Origin of the sequence: Thalassospira profundimaris, assembly GCF_003326675.1 — a bacterium.
GTDB lineage: Bacteria > Pseudomonadota > Alphaproteobacteria > Rhodospirillales > Thalassospiraceae > Thalassospira > Thalassospira aquimaris.
The window spans coordinates 242,374-253,725 of the sequence record NZ_JPWF01000002.1; the positions used below are offsets into that span (position 1 = coordinate 242,374).

The 11,352-nt window shown below is 54.1% G+C and carries 9 protein-coding genes; 8 read left to right on the plus strand and 1 reads right to left on the minus strand.

What is annotated here, in order from left to right; all coding sequences use genetic code 11:
- Nucleotides 1–302: 302 nt before the first annotated feature.
- On the plus strand, nucleotides 303–2,990 hold the full coding sequence (gene acnA / locus TH19_RS03775) for an aconitate hydratase AcnA (RefSeq protein ID WP_114101000.1): 2,688 nt from the start codon (nucleotides 303–305) through the stop codon (nucleotides 2,988–2,990).
- A 216-nt stretch (nucleotides 2,991–3,206) separates the two neighbouring features.
- The gene (locus tag TH19_RS03780; RefSeq protein WP_114101001.1) at nucleotides 3,207–5,753 is read left to right on the plus strand and encodes an EAL domain-containing protein; all 2,547 of its coding nucleotides are present in this window, start codon (nucleotides 3,207–3,209) and stop codon (nucleotides 5,751–5,753) included.
- Nucleotides 5,754–5,837: 84 nt separating this feature from the next.
- Here the strand turns inward: TH19_RS03780 and TH19_RS03785 are convergent, their stop codons facing one another.
- Nucleotides 5,838–7,175: a sodium-dependent transporter gene (locus TH19_RS03785; protein ID WP_114101002.1), complete on the minus strand. Its 1,338-nt coding sequence runs from the start codon at nucleotides 7,173–7,175 to the stop codon at nucleotides 5,838–5,840.
- Nucleotides 7,176–7,503: 328 nt separating this feature from the next.
- On the opposite strand from TH19_RS03785, the gene TH19_RS03790 reads away from it, so the two are divergent.
- The 6 genes from TH19_RS03790 to ccmE all read left to right on the plus strand — a co-directional run bounded on the left by TH19_RS03790 (nucleotide 7,504) and on the right by ccmE (nucleotide 11,324).
- Complete coding sequence (locus tag TH19_RS03790) at nucleotides 7,504–8,208, plus strand: DUF1223 domain-containing protein (protein ID WP_258547814.1); 705 nt, start codon at nucleotides 7,504–7,506, stop codon at nucleotides 8,206–8,208.
- 253 nt (nucleotides 8,209–8,461) lie between these two features.
- Nucleotides 8,462–9,163, plus strand: a complete 702-nt coding sequence (gene ccmA / locus TH19_RS03795; protein ID WP_114101003.1) for a heme ABC exporter ATP-binding protein CcmA — start codon at nucleotides 8,462–8,464, stop codon at nucleotides 9,161–9,163.
- Nucleotides 9,160–9,825 (plus strand): heme exporter protein CcmB, encoded by a 666-nt coding sequence (ccmB, locus tag TH19_RS03800; RefSeq protein ID WP_114101004.1) that lies wholly within the window; start codon nucleotides 9,160–9,162, stop codon nucleotides 9,823–9,825. The genes ccmA and ccmB overlap by 4 nt, the downstream gene beginning before the upstream one ends.
- A 13-nt stretch (nucleotides 9,826–9,838) precedes the next feature.
- Complete coding sequence (locus TH19_RS03805) at nucleotides 9,839–10,627, plus strand: heme ABC transporter permease (RefSeq protein ID WP_114101005.1); 789 nt, start codon at nucleotides 9,839–9,841, stop codon at nucleotides 10,625–10,627.
- Nucleotides 10,624–10,833 carry a heme exporter protein CcmD gene (gene ccmD / locus TH19_RS03810; RefSeq protein ID WP_114101006.1) on the plus strand — a complete coding sequence of 70 codons (210 nt, stop codon included), beginning with the start codon at nucleotides 10,624–10,626 and terminating at the stop codon, nucleotides 10,831–10,833. Before TH19_RS03805 ends, ccmD begins: the two co-directional genes overlap by 4 nt.
- Nucleotides 10,834–10,835: 2 nt before the next feature.
- Complete coding sequence (gene ccmE, locus TH19_RS03815) at nucleotides 10,836–11,324, plus strand: cytochrome c maturation protein CcmE (RefSeq protein ID WP_114101007.1); 489 nt, start codon at nucleotides 10,836–10,838, stop codon at nucleotides 11,322–11,324.
- Nucleotides 11,325–11,352 lie beyond the last annotated feature (28 nt).

An 11,352-nucleotide genomic window follows, 5' to 3' on the forward strand; every position in this document is an offset into this window, starting at 1 on the left:
CCATGCACAACAGACTCGGCACATGGAAGAACCCCTATTGAAAGGCGAAATGCGCCTTCACATATCGATCAAAGGTTTACCGATGCTTGTTGTACTTTGCCAATATGCTGTGTTCGGCGGGTTTTGTGGAATACCCCTTCACGGGGTCTGGACTTTCACAGGGAATTGTGGTGTAACCCCGTTGCACATACATATGTAGCCGTGACCCGCGTCACGCAACACAGATAGCCCACCGCTCGGCGCTCCGACGGTCGGGGTGTCTTGTCACGACAAGCCCTTTTAACCACCTTGAGGAGGGTCTGATGTCCATTTGTGGCAAAGACAACCTGAAAACGCGCCGCACGCTGAATGTCGGGGACAAGTCCGTCGACTATTACAGCCTCAAAGTTGCTTCCGAAAAACTCGGCGACGTTTCCAAACTGCCCTTCACGCTGAAAGTCGTTCTTGAGAACCTTCTGCGTTATGAAGATGACTTCACTGTCAAAACCGACGATGTTCAGGCTGTTGTAGACTGGCTCAAAGCCCGTAAAAGCAGCCACGAGATCAACTATCGTCCGGCCCGCGTTCTGATGCAGGACTTCACCGGCGTTCCCGCCGTCGTTGACCTTGCAGCAATGCGTGATGCCGTCGTGAAAATGGGTGGCGACGCCCAGAAAGTGAACCCGCTTTCACCGGTTGACCTCGTCATCGACCACTCGGTCATGATCGACTTCTTCGGCACCGACGACGCACTCGACAAAAACATGGAAGTCGAGTTCGAACGTAACGGCGAACGTTATGGCTTCCTGCGTTGGGGTCAGAATGCGTTCAACAACTTCCGCATCGTCCCGCCGGGAGCAGGCATCTGCCACCAGGTGAACGTCGAGCATCTTGCCAAGGTCGTCTGGACCGGCAAGGACGAAGACGGCAAAACCGTTGCGTATCCGGATACCCTGGTTGGTACCGACTCCCACACCACCATGGTGAACGGCCTTGCTGTTCTTGGTTGGGGTGTTGGTGGTCTGGAAGCCGAAGCAGCAATGCTCGGTCAGCCGATCTCGATGCTTATCCCGGAAGTCGTCGGCTTCAAGCTGACCGGCACCATGAAAGAAGGCATCACCGCAACTGACCTCGTTCTGCGCGTCGTTCAGATGCTGCGTGAAAAAGGCGTTGTCGGCAAGTTCGTCGAATTCTATGGCGATGCCCTTGACCACATGAGCCTGCCGGACCGTGCGACCATCGGTAACATGGCACCGGAATATGGTGCGACCTGTGGCTTCTTCCCGATCGATGACGAAACGCTGAACTACATGCGTTCGACCGGTCGTGACGAAGACCAGATTGCCCTGGTTGAAGCATATGCCAAAGAACAGGGCATGTGGCGCGAGCCGGGCTTTGAAGCAGAATACACTGCAACGCTTGAACTCGACATCTCGACCGTCGAGCCGGCCCTTTCGGGTCCGAAGCGTCCGCAGGACCGCGTTCTTCTTAAAGACGCTGTTTCCAGCTTCAATGGCACCTTTGCTGACATGGCACCGGGTGTTGACGCAGACCGTTCTGTTGCAGTTTCCAACGAAAACTATGCAATGAAAGACGGTAACGTCGTTATCGCTGCGATCACGTCTTGCACCAACACCTCGAACCCGAGCGTGCTGATTGCAGCTGGTCTTCTGGCGAAAAAAGCAGTCGAACTTGGCCTGACCAGCAAGCCGTGGGTGAAAACCTCGCTCGCACCGGGCTCGCTCGTTGTTGCTGACTATCTCGAAAAAGCAGGCCTTCAGGATTACCTGGATCAGCTTGGCTTTAACGTCGCAGGTTTCGGTTGCACCACCTGTATCGGCAACTCCGGCCCGCTTTCGGGTCCGATTGCCGAAGCAATTGACGGCAACGACATGCTCGTTACCGCCGTTCTGTCAGGTAACCGTAACTTCGAAGGCCGTATCAGCCCGCACGTCAAGGCAAACTACCTTGCTTCGCCGCCGCTGGTTGTTGCCTATGCTCTTGCCGGTAACCTCAAGGTCGATCTGAACAACGACCCGATTGGCACCGACAAAGACGGCAAAGACGTCTTCCTTAAAGACATCTGGCCGAGCAACAAAGAAATTGCCGACACCATTGCGTCGTCGATTTCGGCTGCGATGTACAAAGATCGTTATGACAACATCTTTGCCGGTCCGAAGCCTTGGCAGGCGATCGAAATCACCGAAGGCGAAACCTTTGCATGGGATGGCAAGTCCACCTATGTCCAGAACCCGCCTTACTTCGTCAACATGGCTGCTGAGCCGGGTGACTTCGCAGAAGTTCACGGCGCACGTCCGCTGCTGATCCTTGGTGACTCTGTTACCACCGACCACATTTCTCCGGCCGGTTCGATCAAAGCAGAAAGCCCGGCAGGTGAATACCTCAAGGCGAATGGCGTCGAAGTTCGTGACTTCAACTCCTATGGCGCACGTCGTGGTAACCACGAAGTCATGATGCGCGGTACCTTTGCCAACATTCGTATTCGTAACGAAATGGCACCGGGCACCGAAGGCGGCATCTCGGTCCATTACCCGTCGGGTGATCAGGGCTGGGTATATGACGTTGCCATGCGTTACCAGGCCGAAGGCACCCCGCTGGTTGTCGTCGCAGGTAAAGAATACGGCACCGGTTCTTCGCGTGACTGGGCAGCAAAAGGCACCAACCTGCTTGGCGTCAAAGCTGTGATCGCGGAAAGCTTCGAGCGTATCCACCGTACCAACCTGGTCTGCATGGGCGTTCTGCCGCTGCAGTTCAAAAACGGCGAAGGTCGCGAGACCTACAAGCTCGATGGTTCGGAAACCTTCGACGTACTGGGCATTGGTGATGGCATCACCCCGCTTCAGGACGTTACGGTTCGCATCACGCGCAAAGATGGCAGCACCGAAGAAGTTGTTGCAACCTGCCGTATCGATACCGAGAACGAAGTTCTTTACTACCAGAACGGCGGCATCTTGCAGTTCGTTCTGCGTAACATGATGAAAGCTGCCTGATTTCAGTCCGAAATCATTAGCTGACAGAAATTCACCCCGCTGGTTCACCAGCGGGGTGTTTTATTTGCAGTTGCCCTTTAACCCCATATAACAATTCCCACATGTGTCCTTGATCCAGAACAATTCTCAGGTACCGCTATTCTGATAGGTAGGGAGATAAACAATTTGCCACCTGACCACCAAAATGAAGAAACCAGGACACCTGAGCAGGATCAAATGATGCGCCCTACCCCAGCCGAAGACCGGTCATTTGGTCAGACGGTCGGGACTTTGTCGCCAGGAACCGTTTTAAGTTGCAGCCCCGCAACCCCGCTTGCGCAAGCCATTACCAAAATGCGCAATGCAAATAACAGTTCCATCATCGCGATAGAGTCGAACAAACCGGTCGGCATTATCACAGAACATGACCTACTTTCGCTGCCTGCGGATAGCCAAGCTGTGCTTTCCCAGCCGGTCGAAATGTATATGTCGCACCCGGTTCATACCGTTTCGGTTCATGCCAGTCCGCAAGCAGCCATCGTGCGCATGCGCGAACGCAATGTCCGTCACCTTGTAACGGTGGATGAAAATAACTGCCTTGTCGGGATCATCAGCCGCACCGACCTGATTCGCCAGATCAGCAACAAACGCCCCTTCAGTGCCAACGACGTCGCCGATGCCCTGCGTCAGGCGACCAGCTTTGTTGATGCGAAGATGCCGATCACCGAATTGCGGCACCGGATGCATAAGGAAAAATGCGATAGCGCGGTTATCACCGGTTTTCCGTCAAATCTCGATGTGGAATTGCAAACTGGTATCATAACCGAACGCGATATTTTGCGTGCATTGGCCGAAGGCAATGATCACCTGACAGCAGGTGATATCGCGACCCGCCCGGTCACCAAGATCAACAGCAATGTGAACCTGAACGATGCGCGCAACATCATGCTGCGCAACAATATCCGGCATCTGGTGGTGAATAATCACTACAACGAAATTGTCGGGGTTCTGTCCTTTGCTGACCTGCTTGAATTTATCGAGCAGGACTACCTGATTTATTTGAATAATCTGAATGATGATAGTGATAGCGAATTGGTAAAGGCCCGCCAGTCACTTGCCCTGGCGCGCAAGCTGATCGAAAATTCCCCCGACTGCGTGATGGTCTGCAATGCCCGCGCAGAAATCGAAGCCGTCAATCCCGCCTTCACCCGCGTAACCGGCTATCAGGCCGACGAAGTGATTGGCAAGAATCCCAGCATTCTGCAGTCAGGTCGCCAGACGCCGGAATTCTATGCCAAAATGTGGTCTGACCTTGCCCGTACCGGCAAGTGGGAAGGCGAGATTTGGAATCGCCGCAAATCAGGCGAAGTTTTCCCCGAATGGCTGACCATCATGGCCATTCGCGACACCGATGGCAGCACAAGCCACTATGCGTCGATCTTTAGCGATATCAGCGAACGCGAACGCACACGCGAAGATATCCTGCGAATTGCCTTTACCGATGAATTGACCGGAATGCCGAACCGTCGGCGTTTTTCGGAATTACTGTCGCTGCATGTCGGACGCGCCCGCCAAAGTGGCCGGCCCTTAACGGTCCTGATGCTTGATCTGGATAACTTCCAGCGCGTCAATAATGCGCTGGGGCACAATGCTGGTGACGATGTTCTGGTTGAAGTATCACGGCGTATCAGCCGCGAACTGGGCCATGATGCAGTCATGGCGCGCGTCGGTGCCGATGAATATGCCGCCATTCTGCCTGATGTGAAGACCGAGCAAGAGGCCCTTAATCTTGCCGAACGGTTGCTGGTCCGCCTTGGCGAACCGCACCTGACCAGCAAGGGCGATGACCTTTATCTTTCCGCCAGCATCGGTGTCGCATCCTTCCCCAAGGACGCCAACGACACCAGCAATCTGTTGCGCTGTGTCGAACTTGCCATGTTGCAAGCCAAGGAACAGGGGCGCAATCGCGTCGGGCGGTTCAGCATCACCATGCAAAGCCAGAAGGGCGCAGACCTTGCCCTTGAAACAGCACTGCGCCGTGCCCTTGATAATGACGAATTGCATCTGGCCTATCAGCCACAATTTGATACCAAAACCGGTGCGTTGTGCGGGGTCGAGGCATTGGTGCGCTGGACGACGGCAAGTGGCGAAAACATTCCACCCTCGACCTTTATCCCGATTGCCGAGGAAATAGGCGTTATTGGCGAGCTTGGTCGCTGGGTAATGCGTACCGCCTGCCGCCAATTGGTCAACTGGCGCAAGGAAGGCCTTCATAACCTGCGTCTTGCGGTCAATGTTTCGGTTCAACAGTTCTACGGCACGGTCGATCTGGCCGAACAGTTGCGCGCCATTCTGGTCGATAAGGGTCTTTCTGCGGACCGGCTTGAAATCGAAGTGACCGAAAGCCTGTTCATGCGCAATATCGAAGACATGCGCGCCAAATTGCAGCGTGTCCGCGATCTTGGCATTCGCATTTCACTCGATGACTTTGGCACCGGTTTTTCCAGCCTGAGCTACCTGCGCACCCTGCCCTTTGACGTCATCAAACTGGATCGCAGCTTTGTCTCGGACATTGATCATGGCGACGAAGGCCGGACTTTGGCCATCACTATCATCAATATGGCGCGCAACCTTGGTAAAACCTGTATTGCCGAAGGTGTTGAAAACGAAGGGCAGCTTGCCGTTCTGCGCGATGCCGGATGCGACCTTGTCCAAGGATTTTTGCTGGGCCGTCCAATGACAGCCGAAGACATTTCGCGCATCGCCACCGCATCGGTTGCCTGAACCTGTCAACGAATCAGTCGCTAAAATAAAAAGGGCGGGAAAAATTCCCGCCCTTCTTGTCTCTGCATCTTTTGCCTGACAGGCTTAGAAGATATCGAGCCCTTTTAGCAGGATGAAGGCAATCGCGACCGGGGCCACGAATTTTACAATCAATCCCCATGCGGTGATCCAGCCGGGTACAACACCATTGTGGGCAATGATTTCCTCCTTGGCTTTGCCCCAGACAACCCAGCCGACAAACAGCGAGATGAACAGGCCGCCAATCGGCAACAACAGGTTGGAACTGATGAAATCCATCAGATCGAAGAAGCTTTTGCCAAAGAAGGTGACATCCGACATCACGCCAAGCGACAGCGACGAAGGGATACCCAGCAAGAAGATGATCAGGCCGATTACCACGGCTGCAGTCTTGCGGCTGACACCACGGTCATCAACAAAATAGGCGACCACCACTTCAAGGATCGACACTGCCGATGTCAGGGCAGCAATACCCAGCAGCAGGAAGAACATGAAGGCAAACAGCGATCCCATCGGCATATGCGCAAACACCGCCGGAAGGGTAATGAAGGTCAAGCCAGGACCGGCACTCGGATCAAAGCCAAAGGCAAAGACCGCCGGAAGGATCAAAAGACCCGCCATCACCGCAACAGCGGTATCAAGCAACGTCACCCATCCCGCGGCACCCGCGATGTTTTCTTTCTTCGACAGATACGATCCATACGTAATCATCGCGCCCATCCCGAGCGAGAGCGAGAAGAACGCCTGCGACAGTGCATCTGAAACCGTGTTCCAGGTTACCTTGGAAAAGTCAGGCGACAGCAGGAAGGCGACACCTTCGCTGCCACCCGGCAAAGTCACCGAGCGAATGATCAAAATGATCAGAAGCGCGAACAAGGCCGGCATCAGGATTTTTGATGCGCGCTCAATCCCCGCACCAACCCCAGCCAAAACAACAAACACGGTCAGCGCCATAAAGATCGCATGGAAGATCAGCGGAGATACCGGGTCAGAAATGAAGTCCCCGAAGATGCCGCCAAGGGCAGCCGGATCTTCAATCGACAATGCGCCGGAAATCGACTTGATCATGTAGGAAATTGTCCAGCCAGCAACGACGCTGTAGAAAGACAAAATCAGAAAAGCCGCCGCAACGCCGCACAAACCGACAATCGGCCAAAGACCGCCTTTGAGTTTGACGAATGCGCCAATCGCATTCTTTTCCGACATGCGGCCAATCACAAATTCCGCCAGCATGACGGAAATCCCGATGGTAAAGACCAGTGCCAGATAAATAATCAGGAAGGCGCCACCACCATTTTCGCCTGCCATATAGGGGAACTTCCAGATGTTCCCAAGGCCAACAGCCGATCCGGCGGCCGCCAAAATAAAGCCGAGGCGCGAGCCCCAGTTTTCACGTTTCATCATTAACCTGCAAACCTTCTTTATCGACCGGCCTCGTTGGAAATTGCTCCCGCCAACGTGCCAGTTCCTCATTTTTGCTTTAACGCAAAGGTTCAAGACGTCCCTCACGTCGGAAACACATTCGCTGGAATGGTTCCGATTGGTCCGCAGCTCTTAACATCAATCTTTAGAAATCTCATTTCGAAATTCACCCAAAAGCCGCAAAAATCCGCCCTTTTGAAGCAATTATAACTTTCAAGTCCTTGTGATTAGGGGTTGATGGGTGTTTTCAGGCATCATGAAAGGCATGAAACATTCTTGCCCCCTTCTTTTTGCCCTTACAGGCGCAATCATGCTGGTTTCCAGCCTTGCCACTGCTGCGCAAAGCACCACCCCGCGCGCCGTCGTGGAACTCTATACCTCGCAGGGATGCAATTCCTGCCCGCCGGCAGACCGTGTTCTTTATGAGTTAAATCAGGAAGATAGCGATCTTCTTGTCCTGTCATACCATGTTGATTACTGGAACTATCTGGGATGGGTCGATCCGTTTTCCGACGCCCGATACAGTGACCGCCAACGCGACTATGCCAGCCGGATGCGCGAACGATATGTCTACACGCCGCAAGTCATCATCAATGGCGATGCCGTTGTACGTGCGACCGCAAAACAAAATATCGAATCGACCAGCAAATCTGTCACACCACTCAGGAACATCTCTGAAATCACGATTACGTCGGGCAATGCAACATCTCCTGCAAGTGGCACAGTTACCCTTCAGGATGCCGGAACAAGCAACACGACGGCACAGGTCGCCAGCCGATTGTGGCTGATCGGCTTTGATCGCGAACATCAACGTGATGTTCTATCTGGCGAAAATGCCGGAAAGCGGCTTGTGCATGCCAATGTTGTCCGCGAAATGACCGATTTGGGCACCTGGGACGGCAAGGCACGTGACATACCCTTTGCCATGAATTCTGCGTGTGACGGCGGCATTATCCTGATGGTGCAAGATGGCCGTGGCGGTCCGATTACGGCCGCATCTGTTGTCCGGTTTTAATTCCGCTTTGTGATCCTTGTTCGTCGACAAGCGTTTCAAAAAGCATGTCCTGATACGATCCCGCCCATTCACCCGTTGGAAACCCTGTCCCTGCTATGCCCGGACATGACCGAGCGAAATTACTCGTCCCTTGTTTCGATTGATTTGAAACAAGGCCGCCGCAATCTAGATCGGTTAAAGAATGGATCATCGACCTCAACCCGTTATAGAATATCGCAAAGACGGTTGAGACCAATATTGTTGAACGGGTTACATGGCAGATTTTAGCGGTTCTGATTTGACCTGCCTGCGCGGCGAGCGACTGGTATTTGGTGGTCTTTCCTTTGCCGCCAAGTCCGGTGATGCAGTTATGCTGCGCGGTCGCAACGGGGCCGGTAAATCCAGTTTGCTGCGCGTCATGGCCGGGTTGTTGTCACCGCGTTCGGGGCAAGTCTGCTGGGATGGCGAAAGCATCGCCGATGACCGGATCGCCCATCATGCCCGCCTGCACTATCTGGGGCATCCGGATGCCGTCAAACCGGTATTGTCTGTGCGCGACAATTTGCGTCTATGGGGACAATTGCGCGGCGTTCAAAACATCGAACATGAAATTGACGCAGCCCTTGATGTGCTTGATATCCATCATCTTGCGCGGGTTTCAGGCCGTTATCTTTCAAGCGGGCAGAAACGCCGCACCGCCCTTGCCCGTATTCTGATGGGTCAAAGCGACCTTTGGCTGCTTGATGAACCAACCGTCGGGCTTGATCGTGAAAGCTGTGGCGAGGTATCGCGCATGATTGCCGATTTCCGGGCACGCGGCGGTATCGTGATTTATTCGACCCATATTGATCTCGAGGTCGATAATCCGACCGTACTTGATCTGGATGAGTTCGCCATTCCGATGGTCGAATGGCTGCTTGAACATCCCGAACTTGATGGCACGTCCCCTGTTTCAACACAGGAGGCCGCCCAATGAACGGCTTTTTTGCCATCCTGCGTCGCGATTTGAGTCTTGCCCTTCGTCAAGGCGCTGATTCCGTGATGGTGGTAGCTTTCTTCATCGTAACGACAACGCTGTTTCCATTCGGTGTCGGACCCGAAGCCAATATTCTTGCGCGTATTGCATCCGGGGTGATCTGGGTTTCGGCATTGCTTGCCGCGATGCTGTCACTTGAACGGGTCTTCCAGACCGATTACGAAGACGGCACGCTTGAACTTTTGACCCTGTCCCCGGTCTCGCTTGAATTGCTGGTCCTGGGCAAGGTACTGGCACATTGGTTGACCACCGGGTTGCCGCTGATCATTGCGGCCCCGTTGATGGCCTTGATGCTGAATATGGATCAGGACGGGTTTATCACCCTGATGGTGGCAATGTTACTGGGCACACCGGCCCTAAGCCTGATCGGGGCGATTGGAGCGGCCCTTATTCTGGGGGCGCGACGAGGCGGCGTTCTGGTCTCGTTGCTGGTCCTGCCTCTTTACATTCCGGTTCTGATTTTCGGGGCCGGTGCGGTTGAAGCAGCCCTTTTGGGCATATCGGCAACCGCACAGTTACAGATCATGGCGGCCATTTTGCTGATTGCACTGGCAGCTACGCCCTTTGCCACTGCGAACGCAGTGCGTCAGGCAATGGAATAACGGACAGAAGAATATGCATCGTTTTGCCAAACCAAGTGTGTTTCTGAAGCTGACCGACCCGATCCTGCCATGGCTGGCCGGGGCAACGGCGATCCTGATTGCCGCCGGGCTTTATTTCGCACTTTTTGCGTCCCCGATTGACTATCAGCAGGGCGATACCGTGCGGATCATGTATCTGCATGTGCCAGCAGCCTGGATGGGGTTGTTCTGTTATGTCGGCATGGCGATTTGTGGTGCCATGAGCCTGATCTGGAAGCATCCGCTTGCCGATATCTGCGCACGTGCCACAGCCCCGATTGGCGCAACATTTACCGCCCTTTGTCTGATCACCGGATCGCTTTGGGGAGAACCGATGTGGGGCACCTGGTGGGTGTGGGATGCGCGCCTGACCTCGATGCTGATTCTGCTGTTCCTGTATCTTGGCTATATCGCGCTGGTGAATGCCTTTGATGATCCCGAACGCGGATCAAAGGCCGGTTCGGCACTGGCACTTGTCGGTGCAATCAATGTCCCGATTGTCAAATTCTCGGTCGACTGGTGGAATACGCTTCACCAACCGGCTTCGATTGTCCGTATGGACGGCCCGGCGGTTGATCCCAGCATGCAGTTACCGCTCGCGCTGATGATCCTCGGCTTTACCAGTTATTACTTTGTCGTGCTGATCCTGCGCGTCCGTCTTGAATTGAATGAACGCCGCATTCGTGCCTTGCAACTTTCGGGGATGTTTGACGAACGCCCCGATCACAAGGATGCAGGTTCACGCAACTATGAAGCGGGTCACAATATGGAGGCCAACCAATGAGTGAATTCTTCTCTATGGGCGGCTATGGCAGCTATATCTGGGGCAGCTACGCCATTACGGCATTTGCGATGATTGCCTTGTTGCTGGCCACATTGCGCGGCCTGCGTAGCAGCAGGATCGAACGCGATCAGCTCGAAGCTGTTCTGCAATCGCGTCGTCCGCGCCGAAACAGAAAAAGCCAGACAGGCACCCCGACCGGAGAATAACTGTGTCCCTTTCCCGTGCAAAAGCCCGCAAACGCCAACGCATGTATATTATCGGTGCTGTTCTTCTGGCAGTTGCCGGTGCAGCGGCATTGATCCTGACGGCGTTTGAAGATTCGGTTGTGTTCTTTTTCAGCCCGACCGAAATCATTGAAAAGTCCCCCATTGATCCTGATCAACGTTTGCGGATCGGCGGACTGGTGGTCGAAGGGTCGGTTCAAAAACTTCAGGACGGCAAAACCATTGCCTTTGCCGTAACCGACATGGCCGAAACTGTTCCGATTTCCTATAGCGGCATTTTGCCCGACCTGTTCCGCGAAGGTCAGGGTGTGGTTGCCGAAGGCCACATGAATGCCGAGGGCACCTTTGTCGCGTCCGAAGTTCTGGCCAAGCATGATGAAAACTACATGCCGCCCGAGGTCGCTGAATCCCTTAAGAAAAGTGGCTATTGGGAAGAAATCGAAGCCAAGAATGCGGAACAAATGCGCAATTAAGCCACATTCTTTCGCCATAAAGCCCAAC

What these genes read in the sequence shown, in the direction of transcription:
- acnA (WP_114101000.1), top strand. Translation starts at nt 303, where the DNA reads ATGTCCATTTGTGGCAAAGACAACCTGAAAACGCGCCGCACGCTGAAT.
- TH19_RS03780 (WP_114101001.1), top strand. Translation starts at nt 3,207, where the DNA reads ATGATGCGCCCTACCCCAGCCGAAGACCGGTCATTTGGTCAGACGGTC.
- TH19_RS03785 (WP_114101002.1), bottom strand. Translation starts at nt 7,175, where the DNA reads ATGATGAAACGTGAAAACTGGGGCTCGCGCCTCGGCTTTATTTTGGCG.
- TH19_RS03790 (WP_258547814.1), top strand. Translation starts at nt 7,504, where the DNA reads ATGCTGGTTTCCAGCCTTGCCACTGCTGCGCAAAGCACCACCCCGCGC.
- ccmA (WP_114101003.1), top strand. Translation starts at nt 8,462, where the DNA reads ATGGCAGATTTTAGCGGTTCTGATTTGACCTGCCTGCGCGGCGAGCGA.
- ccmB (WP_114101004.1), top strand. Translation starts at nt 9,160, where the DNA reads ATGAACGGCTTTTTTGCCATCCTGCGTCGCGATTTGAGTCTTGCCCTT.
- TH19_RS03805 (WP_114101005.1), top strand. Translation starts at nt 9,839, where the DNA reads ATGCATCGTTTTGCCAAACCAAGTGTGTTTCTGAAGCTGACCGACCCG.
- ccmD (WP_114101006.1), top strand. Translation starts at nt 10,624, where the DNA reads ATGAGTGAATTCTTCTCTATGGGCGGCTATGGCAGCTATATCTGGGGC.